The sequence below is a fragment of the Brachybacterium subflavum genome (genome assembly GCF_009299795.1).
GTDB lineage: Bacteria > Actinomycetota > Actinomycetes > Actinomycetales > Dermabacteraceae > Brachybacterium > Brachybacterium subflavum.
In genome coordinates this window covers 180,529-201,448 of the sequence record NZ_VIGP01000005.1, presented here as the reverse complement: position 1 = coordinate 201,448, position 20,920 = coordinate 180,529, and the positions used below count along the sequence as shown (strand labels likewise).

18 protein-coding genes are annotated in these 20,920 nt (G+C 71.0%); 6 read left to right on the top strand and 12 right to left on the bottom strand.

The features are described 5' to 3' along the window. Positions 1 to 27 precede the first annotated feature (27 nt). Positions 28 to 1,386: an MFS transporter gene (locus tag FHG10_RS13210; RefSeq protein WP_152353806.1), complete on the bottom strand. Its 1,359-nt coding sequence runs from the start codon at positions 1,384 to 1,386 to the stop codon at positions 28 to 30. Between the two features lie 182 nt (positions 1,387 to 1,568). Then, positions 1,569 to 2,435 (bottom strand): EamA family transporter, encoded by an 867-nt coding sequence (locus FHG10_RS13205; RefSeq protein WP_152353805.1) that lies wholly within the window; start codon positions 2,433 to 2,435, stop codon positions 1,569 to 1,571. A 147-nt stretch (positions 2,436 to 2,582) separates the two neighbouring features. Between FHG10_RS13205 and FHG10_RS13200 the strand changes: the two genes are divergently transcribed. Beyond that, on the top strand, positions 2,583 to 3,566 hold the full coding sequence (locus FHG10_RS13200; protein ID WP_152353804.1) for an aldo/keto reductase: 984 nt from the start codon (positions 2,583 to 2,585) through the stop codon (positions 3,564 to 3,566). 61 nt (positions 3,567 to 3,627) lie between these two features. Here the strand turns inward: FHG10_RS13200 and FHG10_RS13195 are convergent, their stop codons facing one another. Together FHG10_RS13195 and FHG10_RS13190 are read right to left on the bottom strand one after the other, a co-directional pair. Beyond that, positions 3,628 to 4,065: a MerR family transcriptional regulator gene (locus FHG10_RS13195; RefSeq protein WP_152353803.1), complete on the bottom strand. Its 438-nt coding sequence runs from the start codon at positions 4,063 to 4,065 to the stop codon at positions 3,628 to 3,630. A 137-nt stretch (positions 4,066 to 4,202) separates the two neighbouring features. Further along, positions 4,203 to 5,699, bottom strand: coding sequence for a dicarboxylate/amino acid:cation symporter (locus FHG10_RS13190; RefSeq protein ID WP_152353802.1), 1,497 nt, complete (start codon positions 5,697 to 5,699; stop codon positions 4,203 to 4,205). Positions 5,700 to 5,883: 184 nt separating this feature from the next. Here FHG10_RS13190 and FHG10_RS13185 point away from each other — a divergent pair, with 184 nt between their 5' ends. Continuing rightward, positions 5,884 to 6,708, top strand: a complete 825-nt coding sequence (locus FHG10_RS13185) for an IclR family transcriptional regulator (protein WP_152353801.1) — start codon at positions 5,884 to 5,886, stop codon at positions 6,706 to 6,708. A 22-nt stretch (positions 6,709 to 6,730) separates the two neighbouring features. Here the strand turns inward: FHG10_RS13185 and FHG10_RS13180 are convergent, their stop codons facing one another. Further along, positions 6,731 to 7,567 (bottom strand): aldo/keto reductase, encoded by an 837-nt coding sequence (locus FHG10_RS13180; protein WP_152353800.1) that lies wholly within the window; start codon positions 7,565 to 7,567, stop codon positions 6,731 to 6,733. Between the two features lie 239 nt (positions 7,568 to 7,806). Here FHG10_RS13180 and FHG10_RS13175 point away from each other — a divergent pair, with 239 nt between their 5' ends. Then, positions 7,807 to 9,294, top strand: coding sequence for an APC family permease (locus tag FHG10_RS13175; RefSeq protein ID WP_152353799.1), 1,488 nt, complete (start codon positions 7,807 to 7,809; stop codon positions 9,292 to 9,294). Positions 9,295 to 9,379: 85 nt separating this feature from the next. After that, a complete protein-coding gene (locus FHG10_RS13170; RefSeq protein WP_152353798.1) occupies positions 9,380 to 9,778 on the top strand; it encodes a universal stress protein in 399 nt (132 codons plus the stop codon). A gap of 53 nt (positions 9,779 to 9,831) precedes the next feature. Here the strand turns inward: FHG10_RS13170 and FHG10_RS13165 are convergent, their stop codons facing one another. Both FHG10_RS13165 and FHG10_RS13160 read right to left on the bottom strand, forming a co-directional pair. Next, positions 9,832 to 11,265, bottom strand: coding sequence for a sulfatase family protein (locus FHG10_RS13165; protein ID WP_152353797.1), 1,434 nt, complete (start codon positions 11,263 to 11,265; stop codon positions 9,832 to 9,834). A 74-nt stretch (positions 11,266 to 11,339) separates the two neighbouring features. Then, a complete protein-coding gene (locus FHG10_RS13160; protein ID WP_152353796.1) occupies positions 11,340 to 12,755 on the bottom strand; it encodes a sugar porter family MFS transporter in 1,416 nt (471 codons plus the stop codon). On the opposite strand from FHG10_RS13160, the gene FHG10_RS13155 reads away from it, so the two are divergent. Then, positions 12,721 to 13,869, top strand: a complete 1,149-nt coding sequence (locus FHG10_RS13155) for a sugar-binding transcriptional regulator (RefSeq protein WP_193636310.1) — start codon at positions 12,721 to 12,723, stop codon at positions 13,867 to 13,869. The two genes, FHG10_RS13160 and FHG10_RS13155, sit on opposite strands and share 35 nt — an antisense overlap. Positions 13,870 to 13,908: 39 nt before the next feature. Here FHG10_RS13155 and FHG10_RS13150 read toward each other — a convergent pair whose 3' ends face one another. Next, positions 13,909 to 14,634, bottom strand: coding sequence for a FadR/GntR family transcriptional regulator (locus tag FHG10_RS13150; RefSeq protein WP_152353794.1), 726 nt, complete (start codon positions 14,632 to 14,634; stop codon positions 13,909 to 13,911). A gap of 7 nt (positions 14,635 to 14,641) precedes the next feature. Next, complete coding sequence (locus FHG10_RS13145; protein WP_152354000.1) at positions 14,642 to 15,361, bottom strand: SDR family oxidoreductase; 720 nt, start codon at positions 15,359 to 15,361, stop codon at positions 14,642 to 14,644. Positions 15,362 to 15,496: 135 nt separating this feature from the next. On the opposite strand from FHG10_RS13145, the gene FHG10_RS13140 reads away from it, so the two are divergent. Beyond that, positions 15,497 to 16,318 (top strand): SDR family NAD(P)-dependent oxidoreductase, encoded by an 822-nt coding sequence (locus tag FHG10_RS13140; protein ID WP_152353793.1) that lies wholly within the window; start codon positions 15,497 to 15,499, stop codon positions 16,316 to 16,318. Here FHG10_RS13140 and nhaA read toward each other — a convergent pair. The 3 genes from nhaA to FHG10_RS13125 form a co-directional block, all read right to left on the bottom strand. Continuing rightward, complete coding sequence (gene nhaA / locus FHG10_RS13135) at positions 16,306 to 17,724, bottom strand: Na+/H+ antiporter NhaA (protein ID WP_152353792.1); 1,419 nt, start codon at positions 17,722 to 17,724, stop codon at positions 16,306 to 16,308. The two genes, FHG10_RS13140 and nhaA, sit on opposite strands and share 13 nt — an antisense overlap. 36 nt (positions 17,725 to 17,760) lie before the next feature. Beyond that, positions 17,761 to 19,266 (bottom strand): sodium:proton antiporter, encoded by a 1,506-nt coding sequence (locus FHG10_RS13130; protein WP_152353791.1) that lies wholly within the window; start codon positions 19,264 to 19,266, stop codon positions 17,761 to 17,763. 211 nt (positions 19,267 to 19,477) lie between these two features. After that, complete coding sequence (locus FHG10_RS13125; protein ID WP_152353790.1) at positions 19,478 to 20,755, bottom strand: M20/M25/M40 family metallo-hydrolase; 1,278 nt, start codon at positions 20,753 to 20,755, stop codon at positions 19,478 to 19,480. Between the last annotated feature and the right edge of the window lie 165 nt (positions 20,756 to 20,920).

The window sequence follows — 20,920 nt, the reverse complement described above, 5'->3', positions numbered from 1 at the left end:
GGGGGCAGGTCCGCGGCGGCCCGTTCCTCAGAGGTGCTCGGTGGGCCTCTCGAGCAGCTCCTCCGCCTCCTCGAGGACCTCCTGCTGCGAGACGGGGTGGTCCGGGGCCTCCGCGTCCTCGTCGCCGGCGCCGGGAGACGTGCTGGGCGCCGGGCCTCGGGTCCCGCCGAGCGCCGCGTTCACGAGGGCCGCGAGCACCACCAGGCCGGCCGCCCCGGCCGGCAGCCACATGGCGGCCTGCGCCCCGACGTTCTCGGCGAAGGCACCGGTCAGCGCCGAGGCGCCGGACTGGCCGACGATCGTCGCCGAGCCCAGCATCGTCATCACGGTCGCTGAGCGCCCGCGCGGGGAACGATCCGCGGCCAGGCTGTACAGCGTCACGACCGTCGGCCCGATCCCGATGCCCGCGATCGCCATTGCGCCCGCGGTCCCGGCCAGGCCGCCCGCGAGGCCGAAGGCGATCATCGCGGCGAGCATCAGGGAGGAGAACACGACCCAGCGCCAGCGCAGCGCGAAGCGCTCGGGGAACAGCGAGATGCTCAGCGCGAGGATCGTCGAGCCCACGCCCATGATCCCGTAGACGAGCCCGGCGGAGTCGCCGTGGCCGGTCTCCGCGAGGAAGGCCGTGAGCGAGGTGAGGACCGTGCCGAAGAAGAGGCCGACGCCCAGTGCGCCCGCGACCACCACGAGCACCCGCGCGCTGCGCAGCTCCCGCGCCGGGGCCTGGACCACGGGCGATCCCGTCGCCGGCGCCGCGACACGTGCCGTCGGATGCAGCGCGAAGGCGGTGACGAAGACGAGGGTGAGGACCGCCGCGCCGATCATCGGGGCCGCGGCGCTCATCGTCGTGGCCAGCAGGCCGACGACGACGGGGCCGAACACGAAGGCGGTCTCGTCGGCCGCGGACTCGTAGCCCATGGTCGCGTTGAGGCTCTTCGCGCGGCGACCCGAGGGCAGCCGGGTGAGGATCAGGTGCACGAGGCGGCTGCGCGAGAGCGGGCCGATCTGCGGGGAGGACGCGCCGATCACGAAGCCCACGGCGAGCACCGCGGGATCGGGCAGGGAGCTGAAGGCCACGGCGGCCATCGCGAGCAGGGCCAGGGAGTTCACGATCCCCGCGAGCAGGATGACGGGGCGCTGTCCGATGCGGTCGGCCGCCGCGCCCAGCAGCGGGCCGATCAGCGCCGAGCCGAGGCCCACGACCGCCGAGTTCAGTCCGCCCAGTGCGATCGAGCCGCGCGCGGAGACGACGAGGGTGAGCGTGCCCACGACCATCATCGCGAACGGGAAGCGGGCCACGAACGCGATCGGGAAGTAGGCGAAGCCGGCGGCGCGCGTCAGGGTGGTGGCCTGCGGGGCGGTCGTCGGGTTCTGCGGCGAGGTCATCGATCCTCCGGACGGTGGGGTGCCGCCTTGGACGGCCCGCGCCGGAGGAAGCCTCCCGGATGATCTGCGGACCCGAGGTGATGCACTGCTGATGGGACGCCGGGAGCCTATCCGGAGGTGCCGCCCGCGGGCCAGGGGTCGGGCCCGTCCCGGCCAGGGAGGTCACAGATCCGCGGGGCGGGTCACGCCACGATGAGGCCGATGCCGACGAGCACCACCGCCGCGCCCAGCACCCGGCGCACCGGATCCGGCTCGCGGAACAGCCACCACGCCAGCAGCGAGCCCACCACGATCGAGGACTCGCGGGCCGGCGCGACCAGCGCGACCGGCGTGGACCGCATGGCCTCGAGCACCAGCACGTAGGCCAGCGGCGAGAGCACCGCGACCACGCCGACCTCCCTCCACCGGCGCCGCAGCACCCCGCCGACCGGCGTGGTGCGGCCCCGGCGCAGCGCACCGGGCGTCATCGCGAGCGCCTGCAGGGTGCAGCCGAAGGAGAAGTAGACGACGGGCGCGAGGCCCCAGGCGGTCACCGCGTGGTCGTCCCACAGGGTGTAGGCGGCGATCCCGGCGCCGGTCGCGGTGCCCCAGGCGATCCCCGTCGATGCGCGATGGCGCAGGGAGCGCGCACCTCCGGTCGCGACCACCACGATCCCGGCGATCACCACCACGGCGCCCCCGACCGCCACCCAGCCCGGGCGCTCGCCGAGCACCGCGAGGGCGACCACGACCGTGATCAGCGGCCCCGTGCCCCGGGCCACCGGGTAGACGACTCCCAGGTCGGCGCGCTGGTACCCCGTCTGCAGGCACAGCTGGTAGGCGGTGTGGAAGATCGCCGAGATCGCCGGGCCCGCGAGCAGCTCCCATCCCCACGGCCAGCCCGCACGGGCGAGGACGACGAGCCCGACGGGCAGCCAGAGCACCGCGGAGAACACGTTGTACCACCACACGAACAGGTAGCCGTCGCCGCTCGCGCGTTTGGCCGCGAGGTTCCACAGCGCATGCAGCACCGCCGCGGTGAGGACGAGGGCGAGGGCCGAGCCGCTCATCGTCGAGCGTGACGGTGGTCGACCGACCGGGGGAGGAGGGGCACGTGAGCAGGCTACGCGTGTCGTGCCCGGCAGCCGGGGACGCGGGACGTCCCGTGGAGCGCGGCCCTTGACCTGGAGCGCGCTCCAGCATCCAGGCTCGTGTCCATGGCACGCATCGCAGCCCCCGCACCCGCACCCGCTCTCCCCGCGACGCCCGCGAGACCCGCTCTCGGCACCATGCACATGGGCACCCGCCTCGACGACCGCGCGAGCTTCGCGCTGCTCGACCGCTTCGTCGAGCTCGGCGGCCGCTGGCTCGACACCGCGGACAACTACTACTTCGACCAGGACCCCTCGGGCCTCGGCGGCCAGAGCGAGCGCCTCATCGGCCGCTGGCTGCGCGCGAACCCGGGAGCGCCGGTGTCCATCAGCACCAAGGTCGGGGCCGAGCCGAACGGGCCCGGCGGCTTCCCCGACGATCTCGAGGGACTCACGCCGGACGCCGTCGAGGGGGCGCTCACCCGCAGCCTCGAACGGCTCGGTGTCGACGCCGTCGACCTGTACTGGGCGCACATCGAGGACCACGACGAGCCCTTCGCCCAGGTCGTCGACACCTTCGGCGCGCTCGTGTCCGACGGGCGCGTCCGCACCTGGGGACTGTCGAACCACCCGTCCTGGCGCGTGGCCGAGGCGCATCTGCTCGCCGAGCACGCGGGCGCGGCAGGACCGTCGGGCTACCAGCAGCGGTTCTCGTACCTGCAGCCCCTGCCCGGAGCCGAGGTCGAGGGGCAGCCTGTCGCGCTCGGCATGCTCTCGGCCGACGGGCAGGACCTGCTGCGCCGGGACCCCGCACTGACCGGCTGGGTCTACACGCCGATGCTCCGCGGGGCCTACGACCGCGAGGACCGTCCGCTGGCTCCCGAGTACCGGCACGTCGGCAACGAGCGGAGGATGGCGGCGCTCGCCGAGGTCGCGCACGGCCGCGGCCTGACGCGCGGCCAGGTCGCGCTCGCGTGGCTGACGGGAGGTTCGCCGTCTCTGGTGCCGATCATCGGCGGCAGCCGGGTCGAGCAGCTCGAGCAGGCATGGGCGGGCGCGACCACCGTGCTCGCCGCCGAGGAGCGGGCGCTCCTGGACGCCGCCAGCTGAGGCGGGTCGACGTGGGGTGACGAGGGCTGATGCAGGCTGATCAGGGCTGAAATGGGCCGAGTCAGCCCTGGGCCGCGCCCGTGTCGCCGTCCTCTCGATCCGCCTGTTCCGCGCGATCCGCCCGCTCACCCGGACCGCCGCGGTCCCCGTAGTAGGCGATCTTGTCGTCCAGCACCTCCAGCGCTCGCTGCAGGGTCCGCTGCCGCTCCTCGAGCTCGCCGCGGCGCTCGCGCAGGAATGCGACGCGGTCGGTGGCATCGGCGCTCTGCTTCAGGAGAGCGGTGAAGCGCCGCAGGTCATCGATCCCCAGTCCCGCATCCCGCAGGCAGGTGACGATACCGATCCAGGCCACGTCGTCCGCGCTGAAGCGGCGACGCCCGCCCGGATCGCGCGCGATCGGGCCGATCAGCCCCTCGCGCTCGTAGTAGCGCAGCGTGTCCAAGCTGAGCCCGGTCGCGGAGGCCGCCGCGGCGGGGGAGCAGTCGCCATCGGGGTCCATGAGCGGGAGGCTACTCGTTGGGGTGGGCACCACGCGTAGCAGGAGGTCGGGTGACGTGCACATACGAGGCTCACCCGACCTCCCGCTACGCGAAGTGCACGCGGATCCCGCAACCCCGTCGGCCGGTCAGGGCGGGGTCAGACCCGCTCGGCCTCGCGCCGGTCGCCCTCGGTCCCCAGCTCCGGGTCGGCGATCGCATCGCCTGCCGGGGTGGCCGGGTCCTGCTCGGCGACCTCGGCCTCGACCTCGGCGAACGCTTCCGCCTCGGCCCTCTGGCCGGCCTGGATCTCGGCGAAGGAGGTGCGCACGGAGTCGTCGTAGGCCTTCTGGTCCAGGATCTTCTCGCGCTTGGCGACGATCACCGCGACCAGGGACTGGCCGGTGACGTTCAGGGCAGTGCGGCCCATGTCCAGGATCGGGTCGATCGCGAGCAGCAGGCCCACGCCCTCGAGCGGGAGGCCCAGGGTCGAGAGGGTCAGGGTGAGCATGACGGTCGCACCGGTCATGCCGGCGGTCGCCGCCGAGCCCAGCACGGAGACCAGCACGATCAGCAGGTAGTCGGTGATCCCGAGCGGGACGCCGAAGAAGTTCGCCACGAAGATCGCGGCGAGCGCCGGGTAGATGGCGGCGCAGCCGTCCATCTTGGTGGTCGCGCCCAGCGGGATCGAGAAGGAGGCGTAGTGGCGCGGGACGCCCATGCGCTCGGTGACCGTCTGGGTCATGGGCATGGTGCCCAGCGAGCTGCGGGAGACGAAGCCGAGCGAGGTCGCGGGCCACACGCCGCGGAAGAACGAGCCGATCGAGAGGCCGCTGGTGCGCAGCAGGATCGGGTAGACCACGAGCAGGACCAGCAGCATGCCGATGTAGACGTCGGCCACGAACACGCCGAGCTGCCCGATCGCGTCCCAGCCGTAGCTGGCCACCGCGTTGCCCAGCAGGCCTACGGTGCCGATCGGCGCGAGGCGGATGACCCACCACAGCAGCTTCTGGACGATCTCGAGGGCGGAGCCGGTGATCTTCAGGAACGGATCGGCCTTCTCGCCGACGGAGAGCACGGCGATGCCCACGGCGATCGAGATGACGAGGATCTGCAGCGCGTTGAAGCTCAGGGAGATCGAGCCGTCGTCGCCCGCGCTGCCCTCGATGCCCAGGAAGTTCGAGGGGACCAGGCCGATGAGGAAGTCGAGCCAGGTGCCCTGCGTGTCGGAGGCCTGCGCGGCGTCGGCCGAGACGCTCGAGTTCGCGCCGGGGCTCGTGATCGCGCCCAGGCCGATGCCGATGAGCACGGCGATCAGCGAGGTGATCGCGAACCAGAGCAGGGTCTTCCAGGCGAGCCGGGCGGCGTTCGTGACCTTCCGCAGGTTCGCGATCGAGGTGACGATCGCGAGGAAGATCAGCGGCGGGACCAGGGCCTTCAGCAGCGTGACGAAGGCGGTGCCGATGGTGTCCAGGGTGGTGGTCAGCCAGTTGGCGCCCTCCTCTCCGCCGCCGGGGCCCATGGCCGAGGCGACCAGGCCGAGGGCGACGCCGAGGACCAGGCCGATGAGGACCTGCCAGCCGAAGGGGATGCGCGCGATCGCGCGCAGCGGGTTGCGGGTGCTGCGCGGGGCGGGGGAGGGGGTCGTGGTGCTCACGAGGGACGACGTTAGGAGCGCGCCCCGGCCAGGTCAATGCCTTGACCATAGGGTCACATAAGCACGGCTATGGATCTGGTCGGTCGACGGCCGGAGATCCGCGAGGAACCCGGCGCCCCGCCCCGGAGGACGACGGGCCGACGAGCCCGGCGATCCGGGCGCGCAATGGCATCCTGGTCGGACTATGGCATCCCGAATCTCGGATCAGACGTCACCGAAGCCGCCCAAGGCGCCGGCCGCGGACGCCACGCTGCGCGTGCTGACGTACCTCTCCTCGCGGCGGGCGCCCGTCGCCGCCGCGCGCGTGGCCCAGGACCTCGAGCTGCCGAGGTCGACCACGTACGACCTGCTCGGGACCCTCGTCGCCCACGGCTATGCGCTGCATCTTCCGCAGGAGCGGCTGTACGCGCTGGGGCCCGCCGCCTACGAGGTCGCCGTCGGCTACATGCGCCACGCGCCGCTGGCGCGGGTGGGGCGGGTCGTCCTCGAGCGCACCGTCGACGCCATCGGCGAGTCCGGTCACCTCGCGGTGCTCCACGGCCGCGACGTCCTCTACGTCGTCGAGGACCGCGCGAAGGGGCGCGGCAGCCTCGTCACCGATCAGGGCGTGCGCCTCCCCGCGCACCTCACCGCGACCGGCCGGGCGATGCTCGCGGCCCTGCCCCTCGTGCAGCTGCGCAGCCTGTTCACCTCGCGCGAGGACCTGGTGCCCCGTCGGCCCGGGGTCGGACCGACGACGCCCGCGCAGCTCGCCGCGATCCTCGAGCAGGTGCGCCGCGACGGCTTCGCCCGCGAGGACGGCGAGGTCACCCCCGGGTACCGCTCGGTCGCGGCGCCCGTGCTCGACCACGCGGACTGGCCGATCGCTGCCATCGGCCTCACCTGGCAGTCCCATCGTCTGGGCGAGGACAAGGTCGCCGAGTGCGCGCGCGCCGTGCAGGCCGCTGCCGAGGAGGTCGCCCGCGCCGCGACCGGCCGGCGCCCTCGCGAGGAGCGCGCCGAGGAGTAGCGCGGCGCCGGGCCGCGGCGTCTCAGAACTCGATGCCGGCCGGGTCGGCGCCGATGCGGCCGGCCTCGCCCCGGTCGAGGGCCGCGAGGCGCTCGAGGTCCTCGTCGGTGAGCTCGAGCTCCGCGGCGGCGAGGTTCGAGACGATGCGCTCGGGGGTCACGGACTTCGGGATCACGATGTTCCCGATCGCGAGGTGCCAGGCGATGACGACCTGCGCGGGGGTGGCCCCGTGCGCGGCGGCGATCTCCGTGATCACCGGGTCCTGGAGCAGTGCGCCGCCCTGGCCCAGGGGTGACCAGGCCTCGGTCAGGATGCCGTGCTCGCGGCCGAAGGCGCGCAGCTCCTCCTGGGCGAAGTCGGGGTGCAGCTCGATCTGGTGGATCACCGGGGTCACGCCCGTGGCCTCGATGATCTCCTCGAGCTGGGCCTTGGGGAAGTTCGAGACGCCGATCGAGCGGGCCTTGCCCTGCCTCTGCAGCTCCACGAGCGCCCTCCATGCCTCCACGTGCTTGCCCTGCTTGGGCTTCGCCCAGTGGATGAGGTAGAGGTCCACGTACTCGAGGCCCAGGCGCTCGAGCGAGGCGTCGAGCGCCGCGATCGCGCGGTCGTAGTCGTGGTCGTCGTTCCACAGCTTGGTGGTGACGAAGACGTCCTCGCGCGGCAGGCCGGAGGCGCGCAGGGCGCGGCCCACGCCCTCCTCGTTGTCGTACGCCCTGGCGGTGTCGATGTGGCGGTAGCCGGCCTCGAGGGCCTGGCCGACGACGTCGGCCGCGACCTCGTCCTCGACCTGCCAGACGCCGTAGCCGAGCTGGGGGATGGTGCTGCCGTCGGCAAGGGCGATGTTCGCGACGCTGCTCATGAAGGCTCCTCGTGGGTGGCATGGGTGCGGGGCAGCGCCCCGCACGGACTCCTCCAGCCTAGGACGACCCCGAGGGTCCCGTGAGCGCGCTCACGCTGCGGTAGGATCCCCAGATCGCGGGCCCAGGGCCCGCGCCGCGGGTGCCCCGCCCGCTCGAGTCGGCGTCCCTGAGCGCGAGATCCGCGCCGCGCGCCGTACCCGCCCGATACCTTCCCCACCTCCGACCCCGGGAGTCCCTCATGACACAGGAAACCGGCGCCGGCTCCGGCGCACCCGGCGATCCCACCCTCCCCGCCCCCGACGGCGACGGCTCGTCCTCGGGCCAGGGCACCGAGCTCAAGAAGGCCATCACCCCCGGCCTGCTGCTGCTGTTCATCGTCGGCGACATCCTGGGCACCGGCGTCTACGCGCTGACCGGCCAGGTCGCCGGCCAGGTGGGCGGCGCGGGCTGGCTGCCGGTGATCCTCGCGTTCGTGGTCGCGATGATGACGGCGCTCTCCTACGTGGAGATGGTGACGAAGTACCCGCAGGCGGCGGGCGCCGCGCTGTACGTCCACAAGGCCTTCGGCATCCACTTCGTCACCTTCATGGTGACCTTCGCGGTGCTGTCCTCGGGCATCACCTCGGCCTCCAACAGCGCGATCTTCCTCGCGGAGAACGTGCTGGCGGTCCTCCACCTCGAGGACTCCCTCGGGGCCGACGCCTCCCATCACGTCGCCGTGATCATCGCCCTCGTCTTCATCGCGGTCGTGGCCTGCGTGAACTCCTACGGCGTGAGCGAGTCCGTGAAGGCCAACGTGGTGCTCACCCTCATCGAGCTCAGCGGCCTGGCGATGGTGCTGATCATCGGCTTCCTCGCGATCGGCCGCGGCGACGCGGACTTCTCGCGGGTGGTGCTGTTCGAGGCGCCCGAGGACAAGAGCATGTTCATGGCCGTGATCGGCGCGACCGCCCTCGCGTTCTTCTCGATGGTCGGCTTCGAGGACTCGGTGAACATGGCCGAGGAGACCGTGAACCCCTCGAAGAACTTCCCGAAGATGCTTCTGGGCGGCCTGTCGATCACGGGCGTGGTCTACGTGCTGGTCTCCCTCACGGCGGTCGCCGTGGTCCCGATCGGCGAGCTCACCACCGCCACCACGCCGCTGCTGAGCGTCGTCTCGCACGGTGCCCCGAACCTGCCGATGGACACGATCTTCCCGATCATCTCGATCTTCGCGGTCGCCAACACCGTGCTGATCAACATGATGATGGCCTCGCGCCTGCTCTACGGCATGGCCAAGCAGGGTGTGCTGCCGCCGTTCCTGGGGGTCGTGCTCAAGGGGCGCCGGAGCCCCGTGGGAGGCATCCTCTTCTCGACGCTCCTCGCCTTCGCGCTCGTCGTGGTCGTCAGCTACGCCCTGCCGGAGACGATCATCAAGAACCTCGGCGGCACCACGGCGCTGCTGCTGCTGATCGTGTTCTGCCTGGTGAACGTCTCGGTGCTCGTGCTCCGCAAGGACCCGGGCGCGAAGGGGCACTTCCGCACCCCCACCGTGGTGGCCGTGATCGGCGGCGTCACCTCCCTGATCCTCGTCACGCCCCTCGCCCAGCCCAAGGAGAACTACTGGATCGCGGGCGGGCTGCTGGGCGTGGGCCTCGTGCTGTACGTGATCACCTACCTGTACAACTCCGCGATCAAGGGCAGGCGCACGCGCTTCCACGACCAGGACGAGATCGGCCGCGAGTGAGCGGCCGGGTGCCTGGTCGCGGCGCTCGTCGAGACCTCGAGATCCCGATACATCCTGAGCCACCCCGAGACACCTGGAGTCGACGATGAAGATCCTGCTCGGCTACGTGCCCAGCCCCACCAGCGAGGCCGCCCTCGAGTACGCGCTGGAGGAGGCGAGGACCAAGGACGCGACGCTCGTGGTGCTCGCCTCCGAGCGCAGCGACGATCCCCGCAAGAACGCGGGCGACGCGGGACGCGAGCCCCTGCACGAGCGGCTGGAGGCCGGCGGCGTGCACTTCGAGCTGCGGAACGTGCCGCAGCGCGACGATGCGGCCGACGACATCCTCCGGACCATCGACAGCGAGAAGATCGACCTGGTCGTGCTGGGGGTGCGCCGCCGCACCCCCATCGGCAAGATGCTGCTGGGCTCCACGGCCCAGCGCGTGATCATGGAGGCTCCGTGCCCCGTGGTCTGCGTGAAGCCGGACGGCCGCGGGCGCTGACAGGTGTGGGCCCTGCGCCGGCAGCGTGCAGCAGCCCGCATTCTCGGTTTCGGTCAGCGGAAGTCGGCCGACCACTCGGCGGTGTGCAGTGCGCTCTCCGCCCTCCAGCGGGCGATGACGCGGGAGAGGCTCTCGCGCTGGTCCCGATGGTCGGCGCGGTCCCACAGGTTCAGCATCTCGTGAGGGTCATTCTCGAGGTCGAATAGCTGACCGTCCTCATGGTCGACGAACTCGACGAGCTTCCAGCGGTCGTCCCGCACCATCGTCATCAGCTCGGTTTTCTGGAGGATCATGTCCCTGGCATGCTCCGCGAAGGCGAACTCGCGCCCGAAGTCGGCATCACCCCGGATGCCGGGCAGGAGTGAGCGCGCCTCCATCCACGCTGGCGGGGTCACACCGGCGAACTCGAGGATCGTCGGCCCCAGGTCGAACAAGGAGGTCAGCCCGTCGACTCGATGGTCGGCCGTTACTCCAGGTCCCGCGACGATCGCTGGCACGCGGACGCTCGGCTCGTACATCGACCATTTCTGGATGTGCCCGTGGTCGTTCAGGCAGTCACCGTGGTCGGAGGTGAAGATGACGACCGTGTCCTCGAGGACGCCGCGCCGCTCCAGCGCATCAAGCAGCTGTCCGACCTGGGCATCGATCATGGTCACGTTCGCCATGTAGTGTCGGCGCTGACGCTCGATCTGCTCGGGGCTCGGGTGCTCGAGGTGCACCACTGCGTCGTGGTCGACCTCCAGGTTGTCGCGGATGAGGTCCTTGACCGCCAACGGCTGGCTCGCCCGATCCTCCGGCGAATCGTGGGCCGACGGCATGGTGCGGCCCTCGTACTGCGCGAGGGCGTCCGCCGTGGGGTCATACGGCGGATGGGGTCCGGGGAAGCCGACCTGGAGGAAGAACGGCTCGTCGCCCGGGTAGACGTCGAGCCAGTGCGTGGCGAGGCCACCGACGAAGTTGTCGACGTGGAGATCCTCGGGCGCGTCCCATTCGAAGGCGCCGAGCCGTTCCCGGTAGTCGGGGATCGCCCGGTACTTGGTTGCGCGGTCGGGCTTGACCAGCCCACGCGCATGGAAGGCCTTGTCCCACTCGTCGAGGAAGAAGGGCAGGGCGGGATTCGAACGATCCTTGTTCTCCACCACATGTCGCTCGTGGAAGCCGACGCTGCTCGTGTATGGGTAGGTGTGCATCTTCCCGACGTTGATGCAGCGATAGCCCGCATCGGCGAGCAGCCCGACCCAGGAATGGTTCCAGGGATCGTTGTTCTTGAGCACGCCTGTGGAGTGCGGGTACATCCCCGTGAACAGGCTCGCGCGCGAGGGGGCGCACGATGGCGCGGTCACATAGGTGCGGGTGAAGGTCGTGCCGGAGCGCACCAGCCGATCCAGGTTCGGCGTGATCGCATGCTCATGGCCGAGTGCTGCGATCGTGTCGAAGCGCTGCTGGTCGGTGATGACGAACAGGATGTTCGGACGATGGGGCGTCATGGGTGCCTTTCGGTCTCGGGTCCCGGGCTTCCGTTCGTGGTGTCATGTGAAGGGTGCCGGGCAGGGGTAGAGGGTCAGCGGCGCGGGGCGTGCGACGCTCGGGCCGAGGGCGCCGCTTCCGGCGGCGCGTCGGTCGATTCGCCTCGTATCTGCGCCTCGATCTCCTCCAGGGATCGCCCGGAGGTCTCCGGGACGACGAGCCCCAGTAGGACGACGGCGATCGCGCCCACCGCCGCGAAGGTGACGAAGGCGAATCCCGCGCCTCCGGCGTGGAGCAGGATCGGGAAGAGCAGGGTGACGACGAAGATGGACGCGAAGTTGGCGACCTCGGAGATGCTCATGGCGGTGCCGCGGATCGAGATCGGAAGGATCTCGGTCTGCACCACGCGCGAGACGGGCGCCCAGGTGGACGCATAGCCCGCCTTGAAGACCGAGAAGCAGATGATCGCGACGACGCCGGTGACCGCACTTGTCAGTCCGAACGACCAGGTGGCGATCGCGCACAGCAGCATGGCGCTACCGGTGATCGTGGCGCCTGCTATGAGGATCCGCCGCCGGCTGAAGGAATCGGCGCAGCGCAGGGCCCAGAGCGTGGCGAGGACTGCGATGGACCCGAAGCCGATGGTCGTGATCAGGGAAGCCCTCTCGCTGACCCCGATCGTCGTGAGCACGGTGGGGGAGTAGTACGTGATCGCGTTGATGCCCAGGAACTGCGCGAGGACCGTCATGAGGACCGCGATCAGCACGGGTCGGCGTGCCCAGGACGCCACTAAGGTGCGCCAGGACCCCCGGGAGGCCGCCAGACCGTTCTGGATTTCTGCGATCGTGCGGGCCGGATCGGGTCCGTCGTCACGATGCGCCAGGCCAGCGGCCGCCTCCTCCAGGCGGCCCCGGGCCACCAGCCAGCGGGGGCTCTCGGGCAGCAGGAAGACGCCGATGAACAGCAGTACCGCGGGGATCATCGCGAGCGCCAGCATGGTCCTCCATGCCCCGGACGGAGAGAGCACGAAGTTCGCAATGTAGGAGAGGAGGATCCCGAAGGCGTTCATGAACTGCACGAGCGAGACCACTCGGCCGCGGGTGCCAGCGGGGGAGAGCTCGGAGAGGTAGATCGGGATGTTCACGGAGACGAATCCGATCCCCAGCCCCAGCACCGTGCGGCCCAGGATCAGCATGGCGGCACTCCCCGCGGTCGCAGCGAGGAGCGTCCCGCCGAGGAACACGATCGCGGCGACCTGGAGCAGCCGTCGTCGTCCCCATCGATCCACGAGCAGTGCGCTCGAGATCGCCCCGATGATGGCGCCGATCGTGAACGAGGAGGTGATGAGACCGGATTCGGTGGCCGTCACCGGGAAGTCGTTCTCGATGTAGAGCAGCACGCCGGAGACCACTCCGGTGTCATACCCCCACAGGATCGCGCCGAGCGCTCCGAACAGGTAGATGAACCACGGGGGAATGCGGCGCGAGGAGCGCGGCGGAGTTGACTGCATGTCCTGTCCTCCTGGGGACGCCGATGTCGTGGAGTGCACGTGTGAGCATTTGAGGCTCGTCACGGATGTGGCTCTCAGAGTAGGAGCGCTCCGCGCGGACGTGCAATCGACGGACAGTTGGAACACTCAGATGTGCAATACTGCGACCATGGTGGATCTGCGGAGACGAGAGGAATCGGTCGACGAAGAGCTGATGCTCGAGGTAGCCGAGGCGTATTACCTGCAGGGGCGCTCAAAGACCCAAATCGCCCAGGCGACTGGTCTCAGCCGATGGCAGGTCGCCCGGGTGCTCACGGAGGCGCGGGAGCGCGGGATGGTGACCATCCGTGTCGGCGCTCCCGGGCCGTCGCACGGCACTGCGGGTGTCCTGGAGGAGTCGCTGGGCCTGCGGCGCGTGGTCATCGCCGGGCGCTCCGTGGGCTCGCCCGGCGAAGGGGTACGGCGGCGGAGCGCCCAGGCGGTCGCCTCCGCGCTGGCGGGCTATCTCTCGGAGGTCGTGCGCCCGGGCGAGTCGCTCGGTCTGGGGTGGTCCCGCGTGATCGAGGCCCTGCCGATGGTGCTGGAGCGCCTCGCGCCGTGCGACGTCGTGCAGATCGCGGGGGCTCTCTCGCTATCGGGCGATCGGATCGGGTCGGTCGAGGTCGTCCGCCTCGTCGCGCGCATCGCGGAGGGGACGGCGCACCCGATCTATGCGCCGCTGGTGGCGCCGAGCGGTGAGATCGCTGCCGCCCTGATGCGCTCGACGGAGATCTCCCAGGCGCTGGATCGTGCAGAGCGCGTCGATCACGCCGTTGTGGGGATCGGCACCTGGACCAGCGAAGGGTCGACGATCCTGCCGTTGCTCCCCGTCGATCTCGTGCGCCGCACCGCTGCGGCGGGCGCGGTCGCCGTCATCTCCGGCCGGGTCCTGGACCGAAAGGGCGCACCGCTCGATGCGGGTGCGGACAGCCGCATCGTCGGCATGACGCTCCGGCAGCTAGATGAGGTCCCGCACGTGATCGGGACCTGCGTGGGCGCCCATCGCGTGGAGGCGGTGCGGGCGGCGGTGGCCAGCGGCCTCATCGACTCGCTCGTCGTCGACGAGCCCCTGGCCGTGGCGCTCCTGGACTCCTGACGGGCGGAGCGGCACCCGGTGCTTCGCGCCTGGGGGTTGTCAGGACTCGAGCTCCCCGGTGCGCTCCACGATCTCCCGCATCGCTGCGGCCGCTGCCTGCGGTGCGCCCGCTCGGATCCCCCGGACAACCTCCGAGTGCAGGTCGACATCGTGGACCTCGGGTGCGAGGTCGATCCGCTCGTGGAGTGCGCGTTCTCGCAGCCCCTCCTCGATCACGGCCCGCAGGCGGATGAACATCGCGTTCGCCGAGAGGGCGAGGACCTGCGCGTGGAGCAGGCTGTCCGCGTGCAGGTATGCCGCAGCGTCAGCGGGGAGCATCTCACGGCCGGCGCCCGCGGCCGCCGCGCGGAGCTGACGGTCGGCGTGAGCGAGAGCCTCCTGGGCCGCGAGCGGCGCATCTCCTGCGGCGACTCGTCGCGCCGCCAGGGCCGCGGCCTCGGGCTCGATGGCCCGGCGCAGGTCCCGCAGCTCCAGGACCTGCGCGATGCGTCCGGGCGATCGCAAACGCCATCGGATCACCAGGGGATCCATGGTGTCCCACTGCTCGAAGGGCAGCACGCGGAGACCCACACGGCGTCCGGCCGACAGCATCCCCAGGGCGGAGAGCACGCGCGTGGCCTCCCGGACCACGCTGCGCGACGCGCCTGCGCGCTCGACCAGTCCCTCGATGGTGTCGGCGTGTCCCGCGGGCAGCTCCCCGGTGACGATGGCGAGGCCCAGGGAGTCCAGGGTGCTCGCGAAGCGGGACTCGCCGACGGTGCTCATCGGTGCCTCACCTCTGCGACACGGGCGAGACGACCAGCTCGTCGACCCGCACGTGCGGGGGCGAGTCAAGGACGAACTGCACCGCGCGTGCGATGTCCTGCGCGCTGAGCATCACCGATCGGGCCTCAGCATCCGGAACCTCCGGACGCTGCTCGAGGAAGTCCGTCGCGACGTCGCCCGGACACACGTGGCAGGCGCGCACGCCGTGCGGAGCCTCTTGATGGTTGAGCGTGCGCACGAGTGAGCCGAGCGCGGTCTTGCTCGCCGAGTACGCGACGCCCGCGCCGGGCTGGAACGTCCAGCCGGCGAACGAGGAGATCGCGACCGCGAGGCCGCCGCTCGCGCGCAGGTGAGGCAGTGCGGCGCTGATGGCGCTGGCCGTGGCATTGAGGTTGGTGGCCACGATGGCGTCGAACTCCTGGAGGTCCTGGTCGTCCCAGCGGCGCCGCGGGGTGTTGAGACCCGCGGCGAGGACCAGGGCATCGAGCCCGCCGCAACGCTCGACGACCTGGCGGGCAGCCTGCGCAACGGCATCGCGGTCCTGGACGTCCAGCGGGAGATCGATGGCGCTACCCCCTGCCTCGGTGATCTCGGCGACCGTCTCCTTGAGCGGCGCGGGACGCCGACCGCTCACGGTCACCTGCCATCCGGCGCGTGCCGCGCTGATCGCCGTCGCTCGCCCCATGCCGCTGCCGCCTCCGGTCACCCACAGGCTCGGTCCTCGCATTCGCATCCTGTCTCCTCGGTTCGATAGTGGTCGGAGCGCGATCGCTCCGACCCCAATAGTATGCTTATTGGTGTCGGCGCGCTCACCAGGGCAGTTCTGCCCACCGTTCCGACACCGCGAGAGAAGGGATCATCGATGGAGCTGGATCTGAAGAACAGAGTCGTGGTCATCACGGGCGCTGCGCGCGGTATCGGGGCCATGATCGCCAGGCGCTTCGCCGCCGAGGGCGCACGCGTGGTCGCGCTCGACCTCGCCTTCCTGGACGACCCGGCTGATGCTGCCGAGGCCGGCACCGATGCCGCTGCCGACGCACACGCGACGGCATCCCGCTCGTCGGCCCCTCCGATCACACGCCTCACCTGCAACGTCGCCGACCCCACCTCGGTCGACGCCGCGGTCGCCGAGATCGTGGAGCGCCTCGGCACGATCGACGTGCTCGTGAACAACGCGGGCATCAACGTCGAGGGGCCCGTCGCCGACCTCGAGTGGGAGCGCTGGCGCGCGTGCTTCGACGTGAACATGGGCGGCGTGTTCCTCATGAGCCGCGCCGTCGCCCCGGTCATGCAGGAGGCCGGCCGCGGGCGGATCCTCAACGCGGCATCCTTCGCGGCCATCGTGCCGAGCGTCGGCAGCGCCGCCTACGCTGCCTCGAAGGCGGCGGTCGTCCAGTTCACCCGGGTGCTCGCCTCCGAGCTCGGCCCGTGGGACATCACGGTGAACGCGTATGCGCCGGGCATGGTCCCCACCGCGATGAACGGCTTCGCCGAGATGCCCCAGGACGCCCAGGACCGCCTCCTGGACACGCTCTCGCTGCGGCGATGGGAGAGCCCGGACGACGTCGCGAACCTGCTGATCTTCCTCGCGAGCGACGCCGCGGGCTACATCACCGGCACCCTGCTGGACGTCTCCGGCGGCAAGCTCGCCACCCAGATCCCGGCGCGCGCCTACGGACGGTGATCCGAGGGGCCCGTCGGGCCCGTCGCACCCGACTGGCCCGTCCGATCCGACGGGTCCTCCGCATCCCCGCCGAACACGTCGGGGACCCCATCGGCGTCCGCGTCGACCGCCTCGCGCTCGGCGATCTGCTTGTAGTGCCGGTCCCGGGGCAGCAGGATCACCGCGCCCACCACCGCGGCCAGCACGGAGGCGGTGAGCACGCCGACCTTCGCATGGTCGTGCATGGGATCGGACGCCTCGAAGCTGAGCTCCGAGACGAGCAGCGAGACGGTGAAGCCGATGCCCGCGAGCGCCGCCATGCCCACGAGGTCCATCCAGCGCACATCAGGATCGAGGTTCGCGCGCTGCAGGCGCGTGACCAGGAACGTCGAGCCCACGATGCCGATGATCTTGCCGCACACGAGCCCCACCACCACGCCGATCGCGACGCTTGACTCCCACGCCTCGAGGAGCCCGCTGGCGCCGCCCACGGCCACGCCCGCGCTGAAGAAGGCGAACACGGGCACCGCGATCCCGCTGCTCAGCGGCCGGAAGCGGTGCTCGAAGGTCTCGGCCAGCGAGTACTTCGCGCCCAGGCGGGTGCGCGAGCGGACCGGCACCATGAAGGCGAGGACCACGCCGGCGATCGTCGCGTGCACGCCCGAGTTCAGGAACAGCGCCCAGGTGATCGCCCCGAGCGGCAGCAGCAGGAACCATGCCGCGCCGTAGGAGATCCGGAACAGGGACTCCGCGCGCGTGGCCAGCAGACGGTACGCGGCGATCGGCACGATCGCGAGCGCGAGGTAGAGCAGGTGCAGGTCGCTCGAGTAGAAGATCGCGATGATGAGGATCGCGATGAGGTCGTCGACGATCGCGAGGGTGAGCAGGAAGGTGCGCACGGCGCTCGGCAGGTGCGAGCCCAGCAGGGCGAGCACGGCGAGGGCGAAGGCGATGTCCGTCGCGGCGGGGATCGCCCAGCCCGTGAGCGCCCCCGGCGGACCGAAGACGTTGATGAGGGTGAAGATGACAGCGGGAACGGCGACGCCGCCTGCCGCGGCGACCACCGGCACCAGCGCCTTCCCCGGTGAGCGCAGGTCGCCCACCGTGAACTCCATCTTGAGCTCGAGGCCCGCGAGGAAGAAGAAGATCGCGAGCAGCCCGTCGGCCGCCCAGTGCCCGATGCTGAGGTTCAGGTGGAAGCTGCCCACGTCGAAGCCCAGATGCGCATCGCGCACTCCGAAGTACGCCGGGGCGAGCGGTGAGTTCGCGAGCACGAGGGCGAGCACGGTCGCCCCCAGCAGCACGAATCCGCCGGTGGTCTCCTGCGTGAGGATCCGCTCGATGCGCAGGTGCTCGCGGTAGGTGCCGCGTTCGAGGATCCTGCGGCGTCGTCGGGACTCGTGCTCGGTGCGTCGCTGACTGGTCATGGTGCGGCTCTCCTCGGGAGTGGGGGTGCCGGGATCTCAGGGCTCATCGGGCCGGGGCGGGGAGTCGAAGGCCCCTGCGGGCTTCCGACTGCGGCCGACGGGCGGCACGGCGGGGCGCGTGCCGCGGACGTCGGGGTCCAGGTGCGCGAGTGCCGCGCCGACCTCGCCGTCGGTCGTCACGAACAGCATGATGATCCGGCCGAGCAGCAGCAGGGCGAGGGCGAGCCCGATGGCTTTCAGCCAGAGGGGCTGGGCGATGAACAGCAGCATCATCGCGATCAGCGTGGGCGCGAGGTACATGGCGGCGCGCTGCACGTAGCCGCCGAAGCTCGGCACCTTCACGCCCGAGGTCTCGGCGAGCGACTTCACCATGAAGTTCGGGCCGTTGCCGATGTAGGTCATCGCTCCGCAGAGCACGGCGCCCAGCGAGATCGCCATCAGGTACAGCTCGGGGACGTCGGCCACGCGCGGCTCGCCGGGCAGCTGCGAGGCCATCTCGAAGAAGGTCGCATAGGTGGGGGCGTTGTCGAGCACGGAGCTGAGGCCGCCCGTGAACAGGAACAGCGTGATCTCGTTCAGGGGGAGCGACGGGGCGGCGGAGCGCAGCACCGCGAGCGCCGGGATCATGGTCAGGAAGATGCCGACGAAGAGCGCCGCGACCTCCTGGATGGGCCCGAACTCGAACTCGTTCTCGTCGTAGCGGATGCTGCGGCTGCCCAGCAAGAGCGAGCACAGGGCCGCGCCGATCATGACGATCTCCCGCCAGGGCACGTACTGGGTCCACGTCGCATGGCCCTCGACGATCGCATCGGGATCGAGCGAGGGGATCAGGGCGACCGCGAGGATGATGATCGCGAACCAGACGGCGTTGCTCGCGCCCACGAGCTTCAGCGGGGTCACGTTGACGGTGTCCGCGTAGACGTCCTCCTTCGCCTCGTGCGCGATGATCCGTCGGTCCAGCGCCCAGTACGTGAGCAGCAGCATCGCGTTGACGAACAGCCACATCGGCAGCAGGTGGAAGGTCCAGGTGAAGGGCACGCCGCGCAGCATTCCCAGGAACAGCGGCGGGTCGCCGAGCGGTGTGAGCAGGCCGCCGCAGTTGGCGACGATGAAGATCGCGAACACCACGGTGTGCGCCTTGTGCCGACGTTCGAGGTTCGTGTTCAGCAGCGGGCGGATCAGCAGCATGGCCGCGCCCGTGGTGCCGATGAAGCTCGCGAGCACCCCGCCGATCGCGAGGAAGATCGTGTTCGCGCGCGGTGTCGCGGCGATGTCGCCGCGCAGGAAGAACCCGCCGGAGACGATGAACAGGGCGAGGAGCAGCGCGATGAACTGCCCGTACTCCACGAGCGCATCCACGACCAGGTGCCACTCGCCCACGGCGATCACGCCGATCGCGACGGGCAGGCCCAGCAGGAGGGCGCAGAGCAGCTGGTTGCGCGGCCGGTCCCAGTGCTTCGAGAGCGCGGGGACGAGAGGTGCGATCGCGATCGCCGCGAGCATCAGCACGAACGGGGCGATCGTCCAGGCCGGGAATGTCATCGGGCCTCCAGGGCAGGACGGGGTCGGGGATCAGGGCACTCTATGCCCGATGCCGACCAGGCTTCCCGGCTCACCGCGTCCCATGGTGCCATGACGCACGGGGTCGGTGATCCCGCAGGATGCGCGGATGGGACGAATCCGTGCCGGATCGGCCGCGTGATGGCACGGAATCCTCCCGGCGGAGGGTCGCGGAACCGGGGCTGGGCGCGCGTCAGAGCGCCGACACCGCCCCCGCGACGTTCCGCAGGAAGTGCTCGCACCATGCGAGCTGCTCGATCTCCACGAACTCGTCCGTGCCGTGCGCCTGGGCGATGTCGCCGGGGCCCACGACCACGGCGGCCATGCCGGCGTGCTCGTAGATGCCGGCCTCGGTGCCGTAGGTGACCTTCTCCTCGGTGCGCTCGGCGCCGAGGGCCACGGCCGCGCGGGCCGCCGGCCCGTCGGCCGACCCGTCGAGCCCGTAGAGCAGGGAGACGACATCGAGCTCCGCGCCCACCCGCTCCGCAGCGGCGGGGTCCGAGGGATCCGCGGGTGCATCGGCCTTCATCTGCTGATCCAGACGGTCGATCTCCTCCTGGATGCGGGCCACGATCGGCTCGACTTCGACCTGCGGCAGGGCGCGGAACTCGAACTTCAGATGGACGTCCTGGGGGACGGTGTTGGTGGCGATGCCGCCGTCGAAGAGGTTCACGCCGCCTGTGGTCCAGGCGACCGGGAAGGCCGGATCGTGCGGCCCGTTCTCCCGCAGGTCGTCGACGATCTCGCGGTGGAACCAGTCCACGAACCGCGCGGCGTAGCGGATCGCGTTCAGACCGTGGGGGAGGAGACTGGAGTGGGCGGCGACGCCGTGGAAGTCGGCGTGCAGCACGTTCATCGACTTGTGGGCGGGCACGGCCCGCATCGACGTCGGCTCGCCCACGAAGGCGACCGCGGGCCGGATCCCGAGCTCTTCGAGCTGGCTGACGAGGGCGCGGGCGCCGTTGCAGGTGGTCTCCTCCTCCCAGGTCGCCGCGATGTGCACGGGCACGGTGCGGCGGGCGGCGGCGAACTCGGGGGCGAGCGCCGTCGCGATCGCCAGGTAGGACTTCATGTCCGCGGTGCCGCGCCCGTACAGCCGTCCGTCGCGCTCGGTGGGAGTGAAGGGGTCCGACGCCCAGTCCTGGCCCGTCACGGGCACGCAGTCGGCGTGCCCGGCGAGGAGGACGCCGCGGCGGGTCGGGTCCTCGGGGTCGACGAAGAGCCCGTCGGCCCCCGGCTCCTCCCCCGCGTTCGCGGGGAAGGTCGCCACGAGGTTCGCGTTGTTCCCGTCGCCCCTGGGCAGCACGCGGACCTCGGCGCCGGCCTCCCGCAGCGCCCGCTCGATGAGCTCGATCGCGGGCAGGTTTCCGGTCGCGGAGGTCGTGTCGAGCGCGACGAGCCCCTCGACGAGCTCACGAGCGGTCGAGGACAGGGTCGGATCAGGGGTCGGAACAGCGGAAGACGAGGTCATGGGCCCACTGTACGGGCGGTGGCCCCGGTGGCGGGCGGCTCGATGACCGCATGCGTCCGGGCGGTTCCGTCCGCATTGTCCGGCGAGCACAGCCTTGCGAGGCTGTGCATTCTGGCATGTGTCTGGTAGGCCACATACGCTGAGGCGTCGGCCGAACTCGAGTGC